The sequence below is a fragment of the Methanobacteriaceae archaeon genome, assembly GCA_029219465.1.
In the GTDB taxonomy this organism is placed as follows: domain Archaea; phylum Methanobacteriota; class Methanobacteria; order Methanobacteriales; family Methanobacteriaceae; genus Methanocatella.
Genome location: JAQXTL010000004.1, coordinates 64,198 through 87,683, shown reverse-complemented (window position 1 = coordinate 87,683; position 23,486 = coordinate 64,198). Strand labels below are relative to the sequence as shown.

Here is a 23,486-nt window from a genome sequence, read left to right as displayed (position 1 = left end):
TTATCTATGAGACATTTGGCTAATTATATTTCAGTTTCAAGGATTTTTCTATCCTTTTTACTTTTGTTTTCAAAGCCATTGTCTGTTTCATTTTTTATAATTTTTATTTTATGTGGCCTAAGCGATATTCTTGACGGATATATTGCAAGAATTTGTGAAAATGAAACTGTTTTTGGCTCTAAATTAGATTCAATTGCAGATGTTATATTTTTCTTAGCATTCCTTTTTGTTTTATGGCCAGTTTTAAATATTGACTATGGAATTTTATTATTTATTGCAGTTATTTTTATAATTAGAATAAGCTCAATTCTTATCGGATTTGTAAAATTTAATAAGTTTGCAATGCACCATACCTATTTAAACAAGTTAGCTGGATTAGTGCTTGTATTACTTCCATTTTTAATGCTTTTATTCTCATCAGGCAATGTGTTATACTTTATTTGTATGGTGGCATTAATAGCTTCCATTGAAGTGCTATTTATCATGATTTTAAGCAGTGATTTGGATTTGAATCAAAAATCAATATTAAAAAAGAAAAAAAGTTAAGGATTGCACATTTTACATGGTGTGTATCCTTGATTAGTTGCATCGTCTCTGCTTTCAAAAAATACTTTATTTGCTTCAGACATTTTTTTAGCTGCAGTACAATCCTGAACGTGGAATTTTCCAGAGTTAGCATTGCCGATGTATTTTGCAGCGTCAGATGAACTTGTTGACTGTGCACTTGTAGGTGCACTTTGAGAAGAGCTGTGTGTTGTATCTACATGAGTGTCTCCAGTTCCCCAGTTGTATGGATTAAACTCACTAGGTGGCATATACATAATTTCGGCAAGGCCTTCTTTTAAAAGCATTTCATTGAGATTTTTACCATCAACAATAACAACAGCTAATGTTCTGCCATATTTGTCATTGTGTTTTGAATCATCAATGTCAATTCCAACCTCTTTGTTTAGACATAACTTCTGAACAAAGTTTTTTGATGTAATATAACCTTCAACACCTCTTTCAGGAGTATTTACTCCAACAAAACGTATTTTTTTACCATTATCCAAGTATATTGTGTCCCCATCAACAACTTTGGTACATATTGCACTTTCTTCAACATGACATTCAGTATTATTGAAGCTATTTAAAATATCTGATGCGGAAAGACCATCATATTTTGAAGACGGAATATCATGTGAAAATCCTGTTCCGACATAAGCGTTTGCCATGGAAATGGTGGAAACTGCAATAATCAAAATTATCATTAAAGAAAAAATATGCTTCCTTTTTATCTCCATTTATTTTTCCTCCTTTAAGATATTGTTATCATTATGTGTTAATATAATTTTGGTGTTGTCAAATAAATTTAATATATAAAAAGATTATAAATATAAACTATTATTGAAATTTTTAATTGGGAGATTATATGTTAATTAAAATTAATGGTGAAGAATTTAATGTAGCAGAAGGTTCTACAATTCAAGATGTAATTGAAGAAACTAATGCTCCATATACTCCTGGTAGTATTGTCTGTCTAATTAAAGGTAAAAAAGAACTTGAAAAAAATATTAGTAAATATAAAATTAAAACTACTAAAGGGTTCATTGTTATCCAATTAGACGAATCTGAAGAAGCAAAACCTCTTGTTGATTTATGGAAGAATCAATATGATGAATTTGTTGATTTAAGTATTAGATGGTCCACTACAACTGAAGTTGCTATTGGTCCTGTTGTAACTGATCTTGAACCTACTTCAGATGAACATAAATATTATGAGGGAGATGTTGTTTTAAGTTTATCAGGTTTTAGTAATGAATCTACTCATTTAATATTGCTTAAAGAAAATACAACCAATGTCTACAGTGTACCTGAGCACAACAAAGGTATTTTCGCTCATGTCATTGGTGGTAAAAAGACTTTGGACAATTTAACTGAGGATGATGTAATTACAGGTATCGAACCTATTATTGAAAGAAGTGTAACCACTGATAGTGCGGCAATTTCTGACTTAAATACTGTTTTAGAAGAAAATAATGAATTGTACACTTATATCTCATTTGAATTTGATGAGGAATCTCCAATTTGTGTGGAACATTTATTTGCACTTGTTAAAGATGGTAAAATTAAAGTTTCATACGACAGTGAATCATTCTTAGGTTTTTATGAACTTGCAGGTCTTGAAAAACCAAAAGAACACATCACAAAAAGAAATAGAGGTACACTCACTATTAGAAATGATGGTGTAGGTGTTGGAAAACTTTTCATTTACCGTGAAAATAGAGTATTGTCTCCAAACCATACTACTGTTGGACATATAGTAAATGGTATGGAACTTATTGACATTGCAAAAGAAGGAGAATTTGTCACTGTTAAATCTGAACAAGAAAGATTAATGTTATTAAATAAAACCCAGGCTGAAGTTAAAAATATCTTAAGTGAAGCTGGTGTTGAACATATAATCGATGGACTTGAAGATGATGATGCAGTAATTGTCGAGCAGACTCCTAAACATACAATTGACATTTTAAAAGAAGGAAAAGTTACAACTAAAGCTATTAAGAAAGAAGACTTATGTACAATTAAATTTGTAGATAATGCACCAAGGTCTGTAAGATACTTCAAGTTATTATCTGGACTTTTGGAAAATCCTGTGGGTCAAATCAAAATCCACTTTGCTGTTCCTGGAATGCATATTGTAATATTTGAAGGAGACAAAAAAGCTGCTAAAGGTTTAATTCCTGAAAACAATCCTGTTGACAAAGTTATCAGAGGTCAAATCGGAATTACCAACATGGCATCTAAAAGTGTTGGTTTAATCGGTGTTAGATTTGAAGATAACGTAGAATTCGGACCTACTGCAGAAAACTTTGAATCAACAAATATAATTGGTGATATCACATCAGATTATGATCATCTTGAAAAACTAAAAGAAGGAGTTGTAGTTTATGTTGCAGAATCTAACAATGAGTCCTGAGTTAGGTAGTGAAGACTGGGATCCTGACGTAATTACTCGTATGATTTTTATCGGTCCTGGAGCTCATGTAAGCGAACAACAAGTTGTAAATGAGTTTCACATGCTTGATTTACCACTCACAATTAAAAATACCTGTTATGGATCAATGATTAGTGGAAAAAGTGAAGATGTCTACAAAGCTATTGAAGAGATTAGAAAACTTGATCCAAATCACATTTTCACAAAAGAAAGAGGATTTGCACCTGGAGACCCTAGAAGATGCAGAGGTCATAGGTTTGGTCCAAGAGAAGGTTTCCATCAAATGGAAAAAGAATTTCAAATACTTGGTTTTGTCTCAGAAGCTTTAGAAAATCCTAAAGAAGTTGAAATCGAAGAGAAAAAACCACTTGCTGTTGACGAATTTAAAAAAATATTAGATGAATGTTTAGATAAAAAAGAATAGGTGAAATTATGGTTAAAATCGCTGTATATCCTCCAAATTCATTAATTTTAGCAGACTTAATTGAAAGAAAAGGTCACACTCCTTTAGTTCTTCAAAAACAAATTAGACAAAAAATTAAAGACCCGGAAATTGATTCTCCACCAATGAATATTACCGAAGAAGACCCACTTATAGGACTTAAATACGCAGCTATTGAAGTGCCTTCTGGTGTACGTGGAAGAATGTCTATTATTGGACCACTCATAGACGAAGCTGAAGCAGCTATTGTTGTTGACGGTGCTCCATATGGTTTCGGTTGTGTTGGTTGTGCAAGAACTAACGAATTATCAATATTTTTACTTAGAAACAAAGGTATTCCAGTTTTAGAATTAAAATACCCTGATAATCAAGATGAAACTTATGTTATGGTGAATTCAATTAACGAGTTTATTGATTCCCTTGATAAAACTACTGAGGAGGAATAAATAATGGTAAAAATTGCTTTAGTTTCATGTGGAACAGAATATAGTGGAATTCAAAAGGAAATTGAAAAAGCAGCAAACAAATTTGGTTCTGAAATTATTCTTCCAGAAATTGATTTAGATTACATTGATGAATCCTATGAAAAATTCGGATTTTCAGCTCAAAGTTCAAGTTTAAAATTAATGATTGCAAGAGCAATGGCTATTGTTGAAGGAAGATGTAAACCTGATGCAGTATTTATTGCAACCTGTTTTAGATGTGCAGAAGCAGCATTAGTTAGAAATGAAGTAAGAAGATTTATTCAAAACAACACACGTATTCCTGTAGTTACCTATTCATTTACTGAAAGAACAAAAGCTGATGAATTGTTCATCCGTATGGAAGCATTAACTACTACTGTTACTCGTAGAAACATTCTTGCTCGTGAAAAACAAGAAGGACTTACTCTTGGTTTAGATTCAGGTTCAACAACTACAAAAGCAGTTCTTATGGAAAACAATGAAGTTATCGGAACTGGTTGGACTTCTACCAAAGATATCATTGAATCTGCAAAAATTGCAGCTGCTGAAGCATTTGAGGGCACAGGATATGACTGGAAAGATATTGACGGTCTTGGAACTACTGGTTATGGTAGATTCACAATGGGTGAAAAATTCGGTGCAGAACTTGTTCAGGAAGAATTGTCTGTTAACGCAAAAGGTGCAGTATACTTGGCTGACCGTCAAAAAGGCGAAGCTACTGTATTAGATATTGGTGGTATGGATAACAAGGTAATTACCGTAAACAATGGTATTCCTGATAACTTTACCATGGGTGGTATCTGTGCAGGAGCATCCGGAAGATTCTTGGATATGACTTCCCGTAGGTTAGATGTTGATATTACTGAATTAGGTCCTCTTGCGGTACAAGGAGACTGGAGAAACGCTATCTTGAACTCATACTGTATTGTATTTGGTATTCAAGACCTTGTTACTACATTAGCAGCTGGTGGTTCAAAAGCAGATGTTGCTGCAGCAGCATGTCACTCTGTAGCTGAACAAGTTTATGAACAACAACTTCAAGAAATTGACATCCGTGAACCTTTAATCCAAGTAGGTGGAACAAGTTTAATTTCCGGACTTGTTGAAGCTGTAAGTGAAACTTTAGGTGGAATTGAAGTTATTGTACCTGAATACTCTCAACATATCGGTGCTGTAGGATGCGCTCTTTTAGTATCTGGAATGGGACACAGACAAGACAAATAAATAATTTAAATAATGGGTTGATTTGATGTTAGTTGAATGTTATGACAAAAAGGGAGCAGAAGTTTATGAAATCATCATTAAACAGATTTTCCAGGATTTGGTGCTTGGTTCTTCTGTTGAGGATTTAAAAGCTTATGTTAATCCTGATGACCCTGTATTTGTTTTAGCTATTAAAATGAGGAAAACCTCAAGTGTTATTCTATTTGAAGATGTTGCTAATTTAATGTACAACAAACAAAAAGATGTTACAACTATCTTGGTAGATAACGAAAACTACCTTCCAAATATTCTCAAAGAGTTATGGAAAAGGTTTTCAAGAGATGAAATCTATCAGCCAAATAGATACCAACTTGAAATTAGTGGAGATCACACAGATTTAAACACTCTTGTAGTTGATGACCCTCATTCAAACTTACAAAGACGTATCTACGACGCAATATTCAGGATTTTACCTGAAGGATTCAAAATCATTAAGGATTTGTCCACTGAAGATATTATAGCTGTTGTTGCTACTGATGAGTTAATTATGGATGCTTGGATTGAGAAAGCACATGAGTATATTGGTGAACTTAACAAAGGCATGTAGAAAAGTTTATATACTCGACTGTACCATAACAATGGTTATATTTTAAGGAGGATGTGATTATGAAAGAACATAAAGGTTCAAGATTTGCACACATTACAAGAGCACACCCTTGTTTCAATGAAAAAATGCACGATAAAGTAGGAAGAGCACACGTGCCTGTTGCACCAAAATGTAATATCTTTTGTAACTTCTGTACAAGAGACATCAACAATGAAGAAGATAGGCCTGGTGTAACAAGTTGTATCATGAATCCTGATGATGCAATTACTCATATTAATGATGTTACCGCAGATGGTCCAATTGCTGTTGTTGGAGTAGCAGGACCTGGTGATTCACTTGCTAACGAAGAAACATTTGAATTCTTTGAAAAATTAGCAAAAGAACAACCTGATTTGATAAAATGTATGAGTACTAACGGACTTTTACTTCCAAAATACGCAGACAGACTTGCTGAGCTTGGAGTAAACTCTGTTACCGTAACAATAAATGCAATTGATCCTGAAATTGCAGAAAAAATTTATTCATTTATCAAATACGAAGGAAAAGTCTACAAAGGTCGTGAAGCTGTAGAAATTTTAATCAAAAATCAATTAGAAGGTGTTGAAAAAGCAGCTGCTAATGGTTTAGTTGTTAAAGTTAACTCTGTATTAATACCTACAGTTAATGATGAACACATCGTTGAGATTGCACGTGAAGTTGAAAAACGTGGTGCTAACTTAATGAACGTCTTACCATTAATTCCATTAGGAAAAATGAAAGACTTACAAAGACCTGACTGTTCAATGATGGAAAAAGTCAGAGAAGAAGTTGAAGAAATTATTCCTGTATTTAGAGCATGTACTCAATGTAGAGCAGATGCATATGGTATTCCTGGTAAGAAAAGCGAAGACCATCATTTAGGAATGACTCCACAAAGTCATTACTAAATACTTTTTTTATTTTATTATTTTTTTCATATTTTATAGTAATATTAAATATGGATGAACAAGAAATATTATTAACTGATATAATTTTTATTTTATTAATTATTGGGGAAAGATAATATGGTTAAAACATTTGTTTTTGGACACAAAAGTCCGGATAGTGATTCAATTACTTCAAGTTTAGTAATGGCTAACTTAGAAAAAGAATTAGGCAACAGTGAAGCTCAAGCATACAGATTAGGAAATATCAATAAAGAAACTGAATTTATTTTAGATTACTTGGGAATTGATGCACCAGAACTTTTGGAAAGTGTTGAAGATGGTGCTAATGTTATTTTAGTAGATCACAACTCTCCTGCTGAATCTGTTGAAAATTTAGAAAATGCAAACATCTTAAAAGTTGTTGACCACCACAAATTAGCTTTAGAAACTTCTTACCCATTATTCTTAAGATTTGAACCTGTTGGTTGTACTGAAACTATTTTATGCAAATTATATGAAGAAAATGGTGTTGAAATTACAAAAGAAATGGCAACATTAATGGTATCTGCCATTATTTCCGATACTTTACTTTTAAAATCTCCAACCACTACTGAGGATGATGTAAAAGCAGTTGAAAAACTCGCAGAAATTGCAGAAATCGATGCAGAAGAATATGGTTTAGAAATGCTCAAAGCTGGAACTGATTTAAGCAGTTTTTCAATTGAAGAAATCTTAGCATTAGATGCAAAACAAATTGACTTTAAAGATGTTAAATCTATTGTTAATCAAGTAAACACTGCTAGTATTCCTGATGTCTTAGAAATGAAAGATGAATTGGAAGCAGGTATGAATAAAATCATTGATGATGAAGGATTAGACTTATTCATGCTCTTGATTACTGATATTGTTAACAGTAACTCACAAGTTATTGCTCTTGGAAAAGATGCAAAATTAGTTGAAAAAGCATATGGTGTTGAATTAGTGGATAACATGGTTTTACTTGAAGGCGTTGTTTCACGTAAAAAACAAGTTGTTCCAATCATGACTGAAAATGCATAATTTTTTTTATTTTCATGAAAAAAATGGATTTTTGATGGATTTTTTATAAAATTTATATATGATTACATTAAAAAATAATATTTAGTGTATTATATAATACATTTCTAATCAAATCCATTTTTGGATATTAAAAAGAGCATAATTATTAAACAATTAATAAATTAGAAACTAACTATATAATTATGCTTTCTTTTTAATTTAGACTTTTTTTAAAATAAGGTGTTAATATGAAAACACTTGAATGGGAAGATAATAAATTAAAGCTTATTGATCAAACAAAACTTCCTGATGAATTGACTTATGTTTATTGTGAAAATTATCAGGATGTTATTGTAGCAATTAGAGATATGATTGTTCGTGGTGCTCCAGCTATTGGAGTTTCAGCAGCTTTTGGAATGGCACTTGCAGATATTGAGGGTGTTGATTTAAACAAAGCAGCTGTTGAAATTAAAGCTGCAAGACCAACTGCAGTTAATTTATTCTGGGCAGTTGATAGAGTATTAAACAGCAGTGATGCTCTTGGTGAAGCATTAAAAATGTATGAAGAAGACATGGCAACAAATAGAGCTATTGGAAAATTTGGTGCTGAAGTAATTGATGAAGGAGACACTATTTTAACTCACTGTAATGCTGGTGCTCTTGCTTGTGTAGATTATGGAACTGCACTTGGTGTAATCAGAGCTGCTCACGAACAGGGAAAGAATATTAATGTAATTTGTGATGAAACCCGTCCTCGTGGACAAGGTGCAAGCTTAAGTGTCTGGGAAATGCAACAGGAAAACATTCCAGTTAAATTAATTCCTGATGTAGCATCCGGATTTTTAATGTCTCAGGGTAAAATCGATAAAGTCGTTATAGGTGCAGACAGAATTGCACGTGGTGGTGTTGTAAATAAAGTAGGTTCATTTATGGTTGCACTTGCTGCTAAACATCATAATATTCCATTTTACGTAGCTGCTCCATATTCAACTTTCGATAATGAAATTTCAATATTTGACACAGTCATCGAAGAAAGAGATGGTGATGAAGTCAGATATTATGGTGGGGCTAGAATCTGTCCTGAAGGAACTGATGTAATTAACCCTGCTTTTGATATAACTCCAAAAGAATTAATTACTGGTATTATTACTGAAAAAGGAATTATTGACCCAATTTAATCAATAATTCTATTACTTTTTTTTTTAAATGTATTTTTATAATAGTTAGTCCATAATAACATATATCTTGGTGATTAAGATGGATTGGGATTTAATATTTATTTTGGGCATAATGTTATCTGTTTTAGTTATTTTTTCCATTTCATTAATTGGTGCTCATGAGTTAAATGGAACTTCAATAGATGACTGTGATAAAACAATATTGAATGTATCTTCTGAAGGACCTATTGAGCTTTATAAAATTACAGAAGATATAAAAAACAACTCATTTTATAAAGGATACAACAAAACAACATTAAAATGGATGGAATCATTAGCAGATAAGTACGTATATATGTCTTCTGATGAAATCGTAATCATGGATAAATGGGAAGCAGATAAAATTCCATCCGAGTTTGAAGTGTGTGATGCTTATCTTCAGGAAATAATCTCCTGTAATGTATTGGAGAATCGTTCACTTGATACTCAGTTTAAAAAAGATGTTTTATTAATTGAAGATGTTGAATTTATAAGAGAAGAAGTATATTCTGCCTGGTCGGCTTAATGAAGAATTTAGATGATGTTTTTTTCATCTAAATTTCACTTATTTTTGCATCAATAGCTACATGCCATTCGCCAGGTGATGTTGATTTGACTTTTCTGCAGTTGATGATTTCTACTTTTTTTCCAACCTCGTTTGCAGCATCAGTTATGCGTTTTATTCCTTGTTCATATGAATTAGAAAACTCATAATAATTAATTATTCCATTATCTTCAATTAAATTAACTGCAACGTCAAGGAAAGTATATGCAAGACCAGGTAAGTTCATAATAATTCTATCATACTTTGTTTTAAACTCATCACTAACTTTTCTGGCATCACCGCAGTATGTTTTGATTTGACCTTTCAATTTGTTTAGGCGAATATTTTCATCTAAATATTTAATTGCAGATTCATTGATGTCAACTGCAGTAATCTCAACATCCTTTTCACGTGCAATTACAATAGGAAATGGTCCGATTCCACAAAACATGTCCAATATTTTTTCACCCTCATTAACACTTTCCATTACACGTTTTCTTTCTGTTGCAAGTCTTGGTGAGAAATATACTTCACGAACATCAAGTTTTAATCTTGCTCCATGCTCTTTATGGATTGTAACAGAATCATCTACTCCAGATAAGAATTCCAAATCACGGATACGTATTGTTCCTTTAACTGCACTTTTTTTCATAAAAATGGATCTTCTTTTTGTAAATTTAAATGCAGCATCTCCAATGATTTGTTTTTTGTCCTGCAAATCTCTTGGAATTTCTAAAATCACAATATCTCCGATTGTATCAAAGGAGGTTCTTAAATTCTCAATTTCTTCTAGTGATAATTCATCTTTGAGTAATTCTGCAAAATTGTGTGGAACTCTTTTTAGAGGTTCTAACTCAATATCAACAATTTCATACTCTCCAACATCATCATTAATAGGAATATAGCCAAAATCATCCTGGGCTTTTATTCTATATTCCATATTCATTAAACCATTTTCCATTAATTTTATACGGGTGTCATTTAATTGTTTTAATGGAACTTTTACACATTTCATAAAGTTTTTTATGTTTAAATTATTATATAATATATATGTTTTATTTAGTGGGTTTAGGATTATTTGATGAAAAAGATATATCCTTAAAAGGTTTGGAATGTTTAAGGAATGTTGATAAAATTTATGCTGAATTTTTCACTTCAAGATTATTTGGTTCTAGTTTTGATGCAATTGAAGAGTTGATTGGTCAAAAAATCGAAGTATTGGTTAGGGGAGAAGTTGAAGAGGAAAGTAAATTTATTCAGGAAGCTAAAACTAGTGATGTTGCCCTTATTACTGGTGGAGACCCGTTAATTGCAACTACTCACAGTGATTTTTTAGTTCGCTGCTCTAAATTGGGAATTGATTATGAAGTTATTCATGGTTCCTCAATTTTATCTTCTGCACCGGCTATTTCTGGTCTTCAGGGATACAAATTTGGTAAAGTGACTACTATTCCTTTCCCAGATTATAATTTTTATCCAAAATCTCCTTATGAAGCTATTGAAGAAAACTTAAAAATGGACTTACATACTTTGGTTTTACTTGATATTCAGGCTCACAAGGACAGATATATGACTGTTAATCAGGGTCTTGAATATTTAATGAATATTCATGATTCTTTAGAACGTGAAGGTTTGGTTGATGAAAATACACTTGCTATGGGTATTGCCCGTGTAGGTTCAAAAGATGTCTGTGTTAAAGCAGGTAAAATTTCAGAATTGATTGACTATGACTTTGGTGGGCCACTTCACTGTATTGTGATTCCATCTAAGCTTCATATTGTTGAGGCAGAATACCTTGTTGAAATTGCAGGTGCTGATCCTCAAATCCTTGATGATATCTAATCTTCAAGGTATTTTTTCTTTTTTTTTTAAAAATTGTATACGTTGTGTATTATTAGTTATATCAATATTTTTTAAAATAAAGAATTTTGCTTATTTTCTTAAAAACGAGGGGGGAGTGGAGTAGTTTGAATCTACTCCTTAAAATGAATTATATTTTAACATTTTTTGAGATTATAAAATGATTGATGTTTTGTTAAAAGATATGAAATTCTTTTCACATCGTATAATACTTATATCTTAATCTTATTTAAATGTTGTTATTTAATTTGATTATTGGTTCAATATATGGTATTGAGTACCAAAATGACCTAAAACTGTACTAAAACATTTATTAACTTGTAAGAACTATCTATTTTTATGTCACAAAACAGACGTGTTACTATTAGTGTCAATAATGATGTTGATTTGAATTTTCGCAAAATTGCCTCCAGTAAGATGTTATTTCAAACAGGATGGTATTCAAAAGCTATTGAAGAAGCAATGTTATTATGGATTGAAAAAGAAAAGATAAACTAATTTTTTTCTTTTTTTCTTTTTTTTATCATTAACTATTTAAATTAATCCAATCTATTTATTATTATAGAGTGGGTGTCAAAAATGGAAACTGATGAACTTAGAACTGTTAGAGTTTATACAAAAAAGTATACTAGTAAGGATAAACAAGGAAATACAGTTGAAAAAGAATCAAAACAAAAACAGGTAAGTCTTAAAAAAGAAGATCCTTTTGAAGATAATGATCTTGTAAAAGTATTAACTCAAAGTGAATATGAAGACTTGCTCGACAATCAATTTTCTGATTCAAAACTTGATGAATTTTACCATACACTTGAAGCAAAAGATGCTGAGATTGAAGAATTAAAAAATCAGATTCAAACTCTTAAAAGTTCATTTTTTGATGATGTTGGTTCTCTTAAACAACAAATCCAAGACAGAGATGAACTCCTTAAAGCTAAAGATGAAATTCATGAGTTAAATAAAAAAATTACAAGAATTGATGATGAAAGAGTAGCTATTTTTAAAGAGTTGGATTACAAAAATAAGATGATTTTAGCTTATAATGTCGAGCTAAATAAAGCTATTTTAAATGCAATTAATGTTGTTATTGATGAAGCAAGAGACAATATTAACCGTAGAAATGCTCAGCTTGTTGAAGATTTGGAAAAATCCATTGAAAAATCTAAAATGGAAGTAAATGAGAAAAATAAAGCTATTGCATATGAAATAAGAAGCACTGTTGAAGACATGAATGAGCAAATTAGAAATACAAGCACTCTTAAGATGGTTTTAAATAAAAAGAACATTAATTTAAGAGTTCCAACTGATGACTTGCTTAAACCGTTTAACTTTGACTTTGATGTTGAACAGCTACTTTCTGGTCAGGCTTTAGAACTTGATGCTGCTGAAATATTAAAAGAAGTAATGCCAAAGCTTCCAGAACCATTTTCCAAATACATTGACACTATTGATGAAGAAGAACTTGAAACTATTGATATTGTACCAAAAGAGGAATAATCAATGAGAACATTTAACACTGGAAAAATTACATTCGAATATCCTGTAACCTGGGAAGTTGAAAAAGCAGATGTGTTATCTAACCCTGACTGCATTGCAACTCTTTCTAAAGGCCAGGACAATTTACTTAATGCAGTTTCATTTCCAACTGCTACAAACCTTGATGATTATAAAATATTCATGGAAGATGTAATCTCTGATGATGGTGGGGTTATTTTATCTTCTGATTTTGTTCAAATTGCTGATAAGGATGCAATTAAAGTTCATGCAAATATGGATACTCCTGAAATTAACTTTGACATCCATACATATGTTTTTATAGAAAATAAGGAGATTTATATTTTTGAACTAAGAACATTGGACGTCACTGGTGAATCCGAACGCGAGTTCAAAAATATTATTTCATCATTAAAATTTTAGAATAATTGTGTATACTCTAATAAATAGTCCATATGGGTTTTATCGAGTATTTTTAAAGTTGAGATATTTTGTGGAGTTGTTCCTGAACGTTCTTCAACAAGATTTCTCAATGATCTGTTTTTCATATGGGCATGAATTTCTTTTATAACAAATTCCATATTCTCAAGATTCTTTTTTTCCAAATCTTTTTGAGATATTTCTTCGTAAATTGGATAGCTATTTAAGTCATATGCTTTTGTTGGAGTTTGTAAAACATTTAAATGACTGTAATAGTTTGCAGCATCTGCTAAAAATCCGTCAATTCCCATATATGTTAAAATTGGCATAAATGATAATTCTGCAAAAGGGAAAATGAAATAACTTGTTTTTTTAGCTTCTTTTTTAAGAGATACAATAACATCAACAAGTTCTCTTGAATTGGTTAATAATGCATCACCATTAGCTATTATAAATCCATTATATCCAATTTCTTCTAATTGTTTTAAACATTCAATTCTTAAATCAATGTATTTGGAACCTTGTATTACAGCAATATCGCAGTTATCTACATTTTCTTTTGCAAGTCTTAATGTTTCTTTTACATTAAACTCTGCAATTTCACGGTCAATATTATGTGCTGATCCTTCACTAGGAGCTATTTTTAACTCATCGCTAAAAAATATTCTAGGTGTAAGTTCATCATCAACTTTTCCAACTCTTCCAGGTCCATCATGTGATTTAATTTCGAATTTTTTTATCATTATTTCTTTCCTATTTGCTTTTTATTTTACTATTGTTCCTTTAGGTTTATAAAAATTTTTCCATTATCTGTAACCTTTTTGATTACACTACTAAAAATTTTAGTAACCTTTATATATGGTCTTCTAAAGAATATTAGATAAGGATTTGAGGAATATTGTCCAATGATTATCCGAGGTGTGTTTTTAATGTCTATAATAAATCGTCTTAAATCCTTGTTCAAAGGAGATATGGATAAAGAAGAATCAGACATCAACAATGATGTATCAAACACATCTAATGATGTCGAAGTTACATCTTCAAAAATGGAAGAAACTGTTGCTCCTGTAAAGGAAGACAGTGAAAAAGATTTAACTTTCAAAAAAGACATCGAAATTGTAGAAGATTCATCTGAAGAAGAAGCTGAAACAACTGAAGAAGCAGTTGAAGAAGAAGTTGCTGAAGAAGTGGCAGAAGAAGTTGCTGAAGAAGTTGAAGAAGTTGAAGATGAAGAAACAACTGTTGAAGATGTTGTTGAGGAAGTTGAAGAAAACTCAAATAAAAATATAAAGAGAGATACTATGACTTTATTAACTGATAAAGAATTATTAAATGATAGTAATCGTGATCCAGATTTCACCGCTGAGTTTATTGATGCTGGAATTGAAACTGTAAAACACTGTTTCCAATGTGGTACCTGTAGTGGAGGATGCCCATCTGGAAGAAGAACTCCTTATAAAGTAAGACAAATCGTCAGAAAATGTTTATTAGGTTTAAAAGAAGAAGTTATCACCGATGACGCTTTATGGATGTGTACTACCTGTTACACCTGTCAAGAAAGATGTCTCAGAAGCGTAAAAATCGTTGAAATTATCAAAAAAGCACGTAACGTTGCTGCTCACGCAGGATACATGGCTAAAGCTCACAAAATGACTGGTGTATTTGTATTAAATACTGGTCACGCTGTACCTATCAACGATGAAGTTAAAGTTTTAAGAGCAAAAATCGGTCTTCCTGAAGTACCACCAACAACTCATGCTTTCCCTGAAGCATTAACTGAAGTACAAAAATTATGTAAAATTACCGCTTTCGATGAATTAATCGGTTACGATGAAGCAACCGGCGGATTAAAAGAATAGATTTATGAGGAGAGTTATAATATGGAAATCGCATACTTCTTAGGTTGTATTATGAACAACCGTTATCCTGGTGTTGAAAAAGCTACCAGAAAATTATTTGAAGCATTAGATATTGAATTAAAAGACATGGAAGGAGCTTCTTGTTGTCCTGCTCCTGGTGTATTCGGTTCTTTTGATGAAGAAACTTGGGCTACTGTCGCTGCTCGTAACTTAACTATTGCTGAAGATATGGGTGCAGACATTATGACCGAATGTAACGGATGTTTCGGTTCATTATTCGAATGTAACCACATGTTACACGAAGACGAAGCTAAAAAAGCTAAAATCAACGAAAACTTAGCTGAAATTGGTAGAGAATTCAAAGGTACTGTAAACGTAAAACACTTCGCTCAAATTTTAAGAGACGACGTTGGATTCGAAAAATTAGCTTCCCTCATCGAAAAACCTTTAGACTTAAATGTTGCTGTTCACTACGGTTGCCACTTCTTAAAACCTACCGCAACTATCGGTATCGAAGATCAAGCTGAAAACCCATCTATCTTAGATGACCTTGTAGAAATTACTGGTGCTAAATCTGTAGACTACAAAGACAAAATGATGTGCTGTGGTGCAGGTGGAGGTTTAAGAGCTAGAGATAAAGATGTAACTACCAGTTACACCAAAGAAAAACTCGACCACATGACTGCTGCTGGTGTAGATGCAATTGTTAACGTATGTCCTTTCTGTCACATGCAATTTGACGTAGGTCAAGTTGAAGTAAACGAAAAATACGGAACTGACTTTGCACTTCCTGTATTCCACTTAGCTCAATTATACGGATTAGCTATGGGATTATCTGCAGAAGAATTAACCTTCGATGCTCAACAAATTGATGCAACTCCTGCTATCAAAAAAGCATTAGGTGAATAGATATAAGGATTTTTATCCTTTTATCTTTTTTTTAGACATTAAAAACACATTTTGGATATATTATGTTATCAGTGATGGTAACTTTTTTTTATCTAAAATTTTTCTGTTTGTAGACATACGAATAATTCGTAATTATGTTTATATATGAGTTTATAGATATGAATAACTGTTAATAAATGAGGTGAAAAAACATGTTTGTAGCAACTTTAGATGGAATATTTAAATATTCAGACCTTCCAGAAGAATACGAACCTTATGTTCAATTTAAAGCAACTATTGATAAAAGAGAACTTAAACCTAGTGATGAAATGGCTATTTTAAACATTGCTGGTACTTCTACTCATCATGTTTTATTCTTAGATTCTTATTCCAGTGTAGCTGAAATTGAAGCTGAGTTAAAAGAAGCAGATGCAGAAATTAATCACACCACTTTAAAAATTATAGGTGGCCATTTATGAGTTTACCTTCTGAACAAAATTGGTTAGTTCTTCAACATCTTATTATAGACTTAACAAAAAAAGGATATGAGATACCTAGTGGAATTAACCCAGAGATGGGATTAATCAGATCTTCAATCAGTTCATATAAAAGAGATCCTTCCCATCCAGATTTGATTAATGGTTTAGCTAAAGCTGAAATGGCTTTAAACAATATTCAAGGAAATCTCCTTACTATTGCAGAACAAGAAGGAGAAGAATATGTTGATTCATGGCTTGATTTATTAAAACAGGCTATGCAAGGTAAAGAAGTATTTGAATTTGCTAAATCCAGATCAAAGTTCTTAGTTAATACTCCTCCAGGTTTAACTACTGGTAGGATTAATCTTAAAGTTCCATTAGCTGAAGAAAGAGTTCAGGAAATTGCAGAATGGAATGGTTTAATCATCGAATTTGATGATGATGTTACTGTTCAATTGCATGGAGATCAAGACGATCTTAAATTAGGTTTAAAAGAAATGGGATCTTTCTTTTTAGAAGATAGGTGATTTTAATGACAAAAATTTTAGCAATTAGTGATGTTCACGGTGAAGAAAATCCAAAGTTATATGATTATTTGGAAAATAATGATATTGATTTAGTTTTAATCCTTGGTGATATTACTGACTTTGGACCTTTAGATTTTGTTGAAACTTTCATTAATAAATTATATGAATATGATGTAGATGTAATTGCTATTCCAGGTAATTGTGATCCAAATGGAATTTGTAATGCAATTAACGATGTTGCATTCTGTCTTCACAATAATATTGTTGCATATGGTGATGCAATCTTATTCGGTTATGGTGGATCTAACCCAACTCCATTTGACACTCCTGGTGAAACCGATGATGATCATATCTACAGTTCTGTATATGATTTATTAGCAAATTACGATTATGTATACAATAATCAAGTTCCTAAAGTCAGAATCTTAGCTACTCATGCTCCACCATTTAACACTGAAGCTGACAGAGTTTCTAATGGTGAACATGTAGGAAGTCAAGGAATTTTAAAATCTATTCATGAATTTGAACCTGAAATCAATCTTTGTGGACATATTCATGAAGCTAAATCTCTTAGTAAAATTGGATTTACAACTGATGTTGCAAATCCTGGAATGCTTAAAGATAATGGTGCTGTCTTAGTAGATATTAAAGATGGTTCCAATTACGACATAAGCATTATCTCTTTAGATGAATAACTTATTCATCTTCTCTCTTTTTATTTTTAATTTATTTTAAGTTAGTTACTTGAATTTTATTTTTTTCTAGAAATTCAAATAACAAGTTTTATTTAACATTAATTTTATAGATTTAATCATATTTAATGTGATTTTAATGATTAAGGTTAACACTATTGTTGATGGTAAGGAATATGTGGAACCATTCTCGAAAGGGATTATGGCTAAATCGCTTAATGTTCCATATATTGGGTCTAAAATGGCTTACGAATTGGCTAGTGAAATTGAAGAGGAATTAATCAGAAATAATGTTTCTATGGTTTCTCGTGATGAGTTATCCAATATGGTTTTGGACCATTTAACATCCGTTGATCCAAAAATTGCAGAAAAATATAAAAATTTAAGCATTATAAGAAATTCTAAAAAACCGCTGATTATATTGATTGGTGGTGCTTCTGGTGTTGGTACATCTTCAATGGCACTGGAATTGGCTAATAGGCTTAGATTGAAAAATATTATAAGTACTGATATGATTCGTGAAGTCATGCGTAAGTGTGTGTCTAAAGAATTAAGTCCAATTATTCATAAATCTAGTTATAATGCTTATGAGACTATAGAATCACACTCTATTGATGATGATTTGATTACTGGAGGTTTCATTGCTCATGTTAATGCCGTTAAGGTTGGAATTGAAGCAATAATTGAGAGATCCATAAAGGAAGGGATAAGTACTATTATTGAAGGGGTCCATATTGTTCCTGGATTTATCAATAAAGAGTTGATAGATAACAATAATATTGTTATGTTAATATTGACAGTTGAGGATGAAGAGTTACATAAGCAACATTTTTATTCAAGATGTAGTCAACCTTGGGTAAAAAGGTCTATTGAAACGTATATGGATAACTTTGATTCAATAAGAACAACTCAGGACTTTCTAGTTGAACAAGCAAAGATTCATGATTCTTATATAATTGACAATGTTGAAATTAATGAAACAATTGATTTCATGGTTAATGATATCTTAGAATTTGTAGGTGTTAATGATGTTAAGTAAAAAGGTTAAGGAAATTATGACATCTGATGTTGTTACTACTACTTCAGATGTTGATGTCGTATTTGCATTTGAAAAATTAATGGAAAATAAAATTAGTTCTCTTCCTGTTGTCGAAGATGATAAATTAATTGGAATTATCACTGCAACAGATGTTGGTCATAATTTAATTTTAGACAAATATGAATTAGGTACTAACGTTGAAAAAATCATGATAACTCCTGTAATTACCATTTCTCCTGAAAACACTCTTGAAGATGCAATTAAAGTAATGAAAGACAATGTTTCTTCAGGAATTTTAAATCAACTTCCTGTTGTTGAAGATGGAAAATTAGTTGGTATTATCTCTGATGGGGATATTATTCAAGAGTTATTCTAATTTAACTCACTAATTTTTATTTTTTTTTAAATATTGCTCATTTATTTTTAGTTACTATAAATTTATTTTTTTCTTGGAAATCTTTTTTTAATAACCTTTATATAATATTAATATCATATATTATTACTGGCTAGACTGGAGGGTTAGGGGTCCTCTGTAAGCACATACCCCCTTAGGTGCAGTTGAAGTCTAGAAGGCGGCTTTTTAAGAGAATATAAGCCTATTAAAAACAACGTAGAATCCTCGTCCTACAGGATTGGTGGTGGTGAGATTTTTACTGGAGGGTAAAAATTAGTCATCTTCAATATGGAAATGGGTCAGGCCCGGAAGGGAGCAGCTTTACTGTTAACATTCAATGCTTGTAGAATCCCGGGGTGGAGTTGAATTTTTTAGATCACTTATATTTTTGAGATTAGTCCACTTCTGGACATGCCATTTATAAAAAAATAATTAAGTTTATAAGTAAGTTATGACATATAGTTAACTATACTTATTTTGTTTTAACTGTCGGGATGGCCCAGCCTGGTACGGCGTCGGACTGCTAATCCGATGGTCATATGACCACCCGGGTTCAAATCCCGGTCCCGGCGTTTTTCGTTTTTTATTATAAATCTACTTCTTGGTCATGATTATATTCTAATCCTTTAGGACATGCATGAACATTAACGTATTTTACATTATCTATTTTATCTGTAATGTTATCTTGGATAATATGAACAATTTTATGTGATTCATCAACAGTCATATTACCATCAACTTCAACATGCAATGCTACAATAGCATAAGATCCTAAATAGTCTACTTTAATATTATGAGCATTATCTGCATATTTACTACTGTTATTTGCTATATCTCTGATTTCATCAATGAATTCTTCAGAAGGTACTTTTCCCATAATGTGGTCAATGTTTTCTTTACCTAACTTGAATGCAGTTCTTATAATGAAAAATCCAATAACTAATCCAATAATTGGGTCTAAAATAGGGAAACCTAAGTTTGATACAATAATTCCAATTAAGATTGCAACTGATGAGAAAATATCAGTTTTTTGGTGTTGTCCGTCTGCAATAATTGCTGGACTGTTAATGTCTTTTCCAATTTTAATAATGTATTTACTGATTACATAATTGATAAATATTCCGAAAAATGCCATTCCTGCTGCGTAAATATCTGGTGTTGTAATTGTAGAGTGATTTACTAATTTTATTACTGCTCCACTCATTACTTCATATGCAACCATTGTTAAAAATAACATGATTACTAATCCACATATTGCTTCAGCACGACCGTATCCAAAGGGATGTTCTGGGTCTGCAGGTTTTTGCCCAATCTTAAATCCAATATATGCAATAATTGTTGTTGCAATATCGGATAATGTGTGTCCTCCTTTGGAAATTAATGCATAACTTCCAGACATTAATCCTACACTAATGTTTAAGATAGTTAAAAATGTATTAGCAATAATTCCTATTCTTGCTGCTTTTTTACCACCTTTTTCTCTAAAATCATCCATTATTTATCATCTCTTCTAAAATGTCCATTGCTTTTTCAATGTTTTCATAGGAATTCGCATAAGACATACGAACGTGGTTTTCACCATTTGATCCAAATGCAACTCCTGGAACAGTTATAACTCCTGCTTTAGCAGCATCCTGGACAAAGTTTTCATCCTCAATTTTTGGGAACACATAGAATGCTCCTTCAGCATTTACAGTTTCATATCCCATATCATTTAAACGGCTAACAATTAAGTCACGTCTTTTTTGGAATTCACAAACCATTTTTTTAACTTCGTCTTGAGGTCCTGTTAATGCTTCGTATGCTCCTCTTTGTGCAGTTGTATTAGCACATGCGATGTTGTATTGATGGATTTTAAGCAATTGTTCGGTATAATCTTCATTTGTAGTAGCTAAATATCCTATTCTAAGTCCAGTCATAGCATATGTTTTTGAAAATCCGTTTAATGTAATTACATTATCACTATATTTTGCTGGAGAATAGTTCTTTTTACCATAAATGATTTTTTCATAAATCTCATCGGAAATTATTAAGAAATTTTTATCTATGGATAAATCTGCAATAGCTTTTATGTCTTCTTTGTCCATTACTGCACCAGTAGGGTTTGATGGGGAATTTAAAATAATTGCTTTTGTTTTATTAGTTATTTTTTCCTGAACATCTTCAGCTTTTAATTTAAATTCATTTTCCATTTTACAATCAACAGATACTGGTGTTCCGCCTGCTAAATTGACACAAGCTTCATAAGAAAGAAAACTAGGATTTGGAAGTAATACTTCATCACCTTTGTCAACGAATGCCTGTGTACACATGTATAATCCTTCACTGGCACCAACGGTAACGATAACATCTTCAGGTGTGGTAGTTATTCCATTTTCTTTTTTGAATTTTTTAGTTATTTCTTCTCTTAAATCTAAATATCCTTTATTTGGAGTGTAATGAGTATCATTTTCATCAATTGATCTTTTCATTGCTTCTTTAATGTTTTCAGGAACATTAAAATCAGGTTCTCCAATTCCTAAGTTTATTGCATTAGGATTTGTCACTTCAAACATTTTTCTTATTAATGATAATTCAATTGAATTTAATCTGCTTGCAGGATTTATCATAATTATACCTCTCTTTGTTTAGATTATATTATTTATAGTAAATTAATTTTTTTCTAACATGATCCACAGTTGTAACATCTGCCGGTTTCACACCACGGGGTTTGTTTTAAATTTCTCAATCGTTTATTTTCAATTTTTAAAAATCTTTTAGTTACACCAACATCAATATTGTCCCAAGGAAGTTCATCATCAATATCATATTGTGGTGTTATGTCTCTCCACTCTTTTAGGGTAGGCTGTTTTATTATTGATTTTTCAATAATTGCACCAACTTCCCTATTTCCACAAGACAATATATATTGGATTAATCCTTTTTTAGGACTTTCACACTTAATGTTATATTTTTTCATTTCTTTGGTAATATAACGAGTTTTCTTCTTAATGTCTTTAAAATCATAGCCTTCCCATTGAAGAGGAGTGTGTGGTTTTGGAATGATTGGATTTACACTAAATTTCACATTTTTAATGCTAGTGTGCATATCTGCAATTTTTTTCATATATTCGCAAAGTGTTTTGATGTCTTCCATTGTTTCATCTGGAAGTCCAATTAAGAAATACAATTTGATTTTAAAATCAAGTTCAACAGCATCTTTTATCACATTAAGTATTTTTTCTTCAGGGATGTCTTTGTTAATTGATTTTCTTAATTTCTCAATTGATTCCGGTGCAAGAGTAATTGTTTTTAATCCACTTCTTTTAAGAGATTCCAACGTGTTTCTTGTTATGGATTCAATTCTTAGTGAAGGTGTTGAAATTTGAAATCCTTCATCTTCAAGACCAGTAATTAACTTTTCTAAGTCAGCATAATCTGAAACTGCTGCACCTATTAATGTAATTTTATTTAATTGAGTATTTTTGTGTGTTTTAATAGCTATATCAATTAATTTTTTATAATCAGTCTGTCTCATTGGTCTGTAGAGATATCCTGACATGCAGAATCTACATCCTCTTGTACAACCTCTTGAGACATTTAACATAATGGAATTATTAAAAATTGTCTGATACTCATCATCATCACTTTTACTTATAATGGGTTGTGTGATATGATATGCATCATTCATATCTTGTATGATATTTATTTTTGTTTTATTTTTAAATTCAGGAATATACACTCCAGGCAACTTTAAATATTTATCTAAATCCTTTTTATCACTTTTATACGTGTTTATTATGTCATTAATGACTATCTCACCTTCCCCAATTACAAAAAGGTCAATATAATCATCTAAAGGCATAGGATTTGCTGTTGCACAAGGTCCTCCTGCAATTATCAAAGGATCATTTTCTGTTCTGTCTTTTCTTTTAAGAGGTATTCCTGCACTATTTAGCATATTTAATACATTAAAATAATCCTCTTCAAATTGGATTGTAAAACTAATAATATCAAAATATTTAAGAGGAGTTCCTGCTTCTAATGAGTTAGTGTCTGGAAAAATAACACGTTCACACCAAGTATCATCAAGCTCATTGATTTGATTGTATAAAATATTATATCCTAATGATGACATTGCGGTTTTGTAAACATTTGGATAAGCAAGTCCAATATGAATATCAACATTTTTTATATTTTTTTGAAATATGTTTTTTTCATATAACATGAAATCATCTATTAATTTTTAATAAATAGTGTTTCTCACTTTTGTTTTTTGTATAAATGCTAATTTAATTGTTCATAATTTGTTAAAAGTTTAAAATAGATTTAACGTAGTTGGCTTATATTTTCTTATTTTAATCTATTTGTTCTTTTATTTTAATTTTATGTCCATTTCTAATAATTTACATAATTTAGGGCTGTTTTTAGCCATTTAAAGTTAAACATTTATATAATATTGAAATTATATGTTTATCATAC

27 protein-coding genes, 1 tRNA gene and 1 other RNA gene are annotated in these 23,486 nt (G+C 31.2%); 23 read left to right on the top strand and 6 right to left on the bottom strand.

All coding sequences use genetic code 11. The annotated features are described in order from the left end of the window. Positions 1–6 precede the first annotated feature (6 nt). Positions 7–546, top strand: coding sequence for a CDP-alcohol phosphatidyltransferase family protein (locus tag PUD86_02055; GenBank protein ID MDD6776068.1), 540 nt, complete (start codon positions 7–9; stop codon positions 544–546). On the opposite strand, the gene PUD86_02050 is transcribed toward PUD86_02055, so the two are convergent. Continuing rightward, positions 543–1,241, bottom strand: coding sequence for a thermonuclease family protein (locus PUD86_02050; protein ID MDD6776067.1), 699 nt, complete (start codon positions 1,239–1,241; stop codon positions 543–545). The two genes, PUD86_02055 and PUD86_02050, sit on opposite strands and share 4 nt — an antisense overlap. Positions 1,242–1,411: 170 nt before the next feature. Between PUD86_02050 and PUD86_02045 the strand changes: the two genes are divergently transcribed. The 9 genes from PUD86_02045 to PUD86_02005 all read left to right on the top strand — a co-directional run bounded on the left by PUD86_02045 (position 1,412) and on the right by PUD86_02005 (position 9,358). After that, on the top strand, positions 1,412–2,959 hold the full coding sequence (locus tag PUD86_02045; protein ID MDD6776066.1) for a methanogenesis marker 3 protein: 1,548 nt from the start codon (positions 1,412–1,414) through the stop codon (positions 2,957–2,959). Continuing rightward, entirely contained in the window at positions 2,931–3,401 is a 471-nt protein-coding gene (locus tag PUD86_02040; GenBank protein MDD6776065.1) for a methanogenesis marker 6 protein, read from the top strand. The genes PUD86_02045 and PUD86_02040 overlap by 29 nt, the downstream gene beginning before the upstream one ends. Positions 3,402–3,409: 8 nt before the next feature. Then, positions 3,410–3,865: a methanogenesis marker 5 protein gene (locus PUD86_02035; GenBank protein MDD6776064.1), complete on the top strand. Its 456-nt coding sequence runs from the start codon at positions 3,410–3,412 to the stop codon at positions 3,863–3,865. Between the two features lie 3 nt (positions 3,866–3,868). Beyond that, positions 3,869–5,107 (top strand): methanogenesis marker 15 protein, encoded by a 1,239-nt coding sequence (locus tag PUD86_02030; protein ID MDD6776063.1) that lies wholly within the window; start codon positions 3,869–3,871, stop codon positions 5,105–5,107. 25 nt (positions 5,108–5,132) lie between these two features. After that, positions 5,133–5,693 (top strand): methanogenesis marker 17 protein, encoded by a 561-nt coding sequence (locus PUD86_02025; protein MDD6776062.1) that lies wholly within the window; start codon positions 5,133–5,135, stop codon positions 5,691–5,693. 59 nt (positions 5,694–5,752) lie between these two features. Next, the gene (locus tag PUD86_02020) at positions 5,753–6,619 is read left to right on the top strand and encodes a radical SAM protein (GenBank protein ID MDD6776061.1); all 867 of its coding nucleotides are present in this window, start codon (positions 5,753–5,755) and stop codon (positions 6,617–6,619) included. A 117-nt stretch (positions 6,620–6,736) separates the two neighbouring features. Beyond that, positions 6,737–7,657, top strand: coding sequence for a manganese-dependent inorganic pyrophosphatase (locus PUD86_02015; protein MDD6776060.1), 921 nt, complete (start codon positions 6,737–6,739; stop codon positions 7,655–7,657). A 227-nt stretch (positions 7,658–7,884) separates the two neighbouring features. Next, the gene (gene mtnA, locus PUD86_02010) at positions 7,885–8,814 is read left to right on the top strand and encodes an S-methyl-5-thioribose-1-phosphate isomerase (GenBank protein MDD6776059.1); all 930 of its coding nucleotides are present in this window, start codon (positions 7,885–7,887) and stop codon (positions 8,812–8,814) included. A gap of 79 nt (positions 8,815–8,893) precedes the next feature. Further along, a complete protein-coding gene (locus PUD86_02005; protein MDD6776058.1) occupies positions 8,894–9,358 on the top strand; it encodes a hypothetical protein in 465 nt (154 codons plus the stop codon). Between the two features lie 28 nt (positions 9,359–9,386). On the opposite strand, the gene PUD86_02000 is transcribed toward PUD86_02005, so the two are convergent. Continuing rightward, positions 9,387–10,391: a class I SAM-dependent methyltransferase family protein gene (locus tag PUD86_02000; GenBank protein ID MDD6776057.1), complete on the bottom strand. Its 1,005-nt coding sequence runs from the start codon at positions 10,389–10,391 to the stop codon at positions 9,387–9,389. 35 nt (positions 10,392–10,426) lie between these two features. On the opposite strand from PUD86_02000, the gene dph5 reads away from it, so the two are divergent. The 4 genes from dph5 (at position 10,427) to PUD86_01980 (ending at position 13,150) form a co-directional block, all read left to right on the top strand. After that, positions 10,427–11,218, top strand: a complete 792-nt coding sequence (gene dph5 / locus PUD86_01995) for a diphthine synthase (GenBank protein ID MDD6776056.1) — start codon at positions 10,427–10,429, stop codon at positions 11,216–11,218. A 357-nt stretch (positions 11,219–11,575) separates the two neighbouring features. Further along, positions 11,576–11,734 carry a hypothetical protein gene (locus PUD86_01990; GenBank protein ID MDD6776055.1) on the top strand — a complete coding sequence of 53 codons (159 nt, stop codon included), beginning with the start codon at positions 11,576–11,578 and terminating at the stop codon, positions 11,732–11,734. An 81-nt stretch (positions 11,735–11,815) separates the two neighbouring features. After that, positions 11,816–12,730, top strand: coding sequence for a hypothetical protein (locus PUD86_01985; protein MDD6776054.1), 915 nt, complete (start codon positions 11,816–11,818; stop codon positions 12,728–12,730). Positions 12,731–12,733: 3 nt separating this feature from the next. Further along, positions 12,734–13,150 (top strand): hypothetical protein, encoded by a 417-nt coding sequence (locus tag PUD86_01980; protein MDD6776053.1) that lies wholly within the window; start codon positions 12,734–12,736, stop codon positions 13,148–13,150. Here the strand turns inward: PUD86_01980 and PUD86_01975 are convergent. After that, positions 13,147–13,890, bottom strand: coding sequence for an archaeosine tRNA-ribosyltransferase (locus PUD86_01975; GenBank protein ID MDD6776052.1), 744 nt, complete (start codon positions 13,888–13,890; stop codon positions 13,147–13,149). The two genes, PUD86_01980 and PUD86_01975, sit on opposite strands and share 4 nt — an antisense overlap. A gap of 186 nt (positions 13,891–14,076) precedes the next feature. Between PUD86_01975 and hdrC the strand changes: the two genes are divergently transcribed. The 9 genes from hdrC to PUD86_01930 all read left to right on the top strand — a co-directional run bounded on the left by hdrC (position 14,077) and on the right by PUD86_01930 (position 19,597). Next, positions 14,077–15,006, top strand: coding sequence for a CoB--CoM heterodisulfide reductase subunit C (gene hdrC / locus PUD86_01970; protein MDD6776051.1), 930 nt, complete (start codon positions 14,077–14,079; stop codon positions 15,004–15,006). A 21-nt stretch (positions 15,007–15,027) separates the two neighbouring features. Beyond that, positions 15,028–15,915, top strand: coding sequence for a CoB--CoM heterodisulfide reductase subunit B (hdrB, locus tag PUD86_01965; GenBank protein MDD6776050.1), 888 nt, complete (start codon positions 15,028–15,030; stop codon positions 15,913–15,915). A 191-nt stretch (positions 15,916–16,106) separates the two neighbouring features. Continuing rightward, the gene (locus PUD86_01960) at positions 16,107–16,373 is read left to right on the top strand and encodes a DUF749 domain-containing protein (GenBank protein MDD6776049.1); all 267 of its coding nucleotides are present in this window, start codon (positions 16,107–16,109) and stop codon (positions 16,371–16,373) included. Next, entirely contained in the window at positions 16,370–16,900 is a 531-nt protein-coding gene (locus PUD86_01955) for a DUF2096 domain-containing protein (GenBank protein MDD6776048.1), read from the top strand. The genes PUD86_01960 and PUD86_01955 overlap by 4 nt, the downstream gene beginning before the upstream one ends. 5 nt (positions 16,901–16,905) lie before the next feature. Continuing rightward, a complete protein-coding gene (locus tag PUD86_01950) occupies positions 16,906–17,595 on the top strand; it encodes a metallophosphoesterase (protein MDD6776047.1) in 690 nt (229 codons plus the stop codon). 136 nt (positions 17,596–17,731) lie between these two features. After that, positions 17,732–18,631, top strand: a complete 900-nt coding sequence (locus tag PUD86_01945; GenBank protein MDD6776046.1) for a 2-phosphoglycerate kinase — start codon at positions 17,732–17,734, stop codon at positions 18,629–18,631. Then, a complete protein-coding gene (locus PUD86_01940) occupies positions 18,618–19,007 on the top strand; it encodes a CBS domain-containing protein (GenBank protein MDD6776045.1) in 390 nt (129 codons plus the stop codon). The genes PUD86_01945 and PUD86_01940 overlap by 14 nt, the downstream gene beginning before the upstream one ends. 123 nt (positions 19,008–19,130) lie before the next feature. Continuing rightward, positions 19,131–19,446, top strand: an RNA gene (ffs, locus tag PUD86_01935) — signal recognition particle sRNA. Positions 19,447–19,513: 67 nt separating this feature from the next. Continuing rightward, positions 19,514–19,597: transfer RNA gene (locus PUD86_01930), tRNA-Ser, on the top strand. 14 nt (positions 19,598–19,611) lie between these two features. Here the strand turns inward: PUD86_01930 and PUD86_01925 are convergent. Genes PUD86_01925 through PUD86_01915 form a run of 3 tightly spaced genes read right to left on the bottom strand, consistent with a single transcriptional unit; the run spans position 19,612 to position 23,232 of the window. Beyond that, complete coding sequence (locus tag PUD86_01925) at positions 19,612–20,520, bottom strand: cation diffusion facilitator family transporter (protein MDD6776044.1); 909 nt, start codon at positions 20,518–20,520, stop codon at positions 19,612–19,614. Further along, the gene (locus tag PUD86_01920) at positions 20,513–21,634 is read right to left on the bottom strand and encodes a pyridoxal phosphate-dependent aminotransferase (protein ID MDD6776043.1); all 1,122 of its coding nucleotides are present in this window, start codon (positions 21,632–21,634) and stop codon (positions 20,513–20,515) included. The genes PUD86_01925 and PUD86_01920 overlap by 8 nt, the downstream gene beginning before the upstream one ends. A 53-nt stretch (positions 21,635–21,687) precedes the next feature. Next, positions 21,688–23,232 carry a radical SAM protein gene (locus tag PUD86_01915; GenBank protein ID MDD6776042.1) on the bottom strand — a complete coding sequence of 515 codons (1,545 nt, stop codon included), beginning with the start codon at positions 23,230–23,232 and terminating at the stop codon, positions 21,688–21,690. Positions 23,233–23,486: the final 254 nt, after the last annotated feature.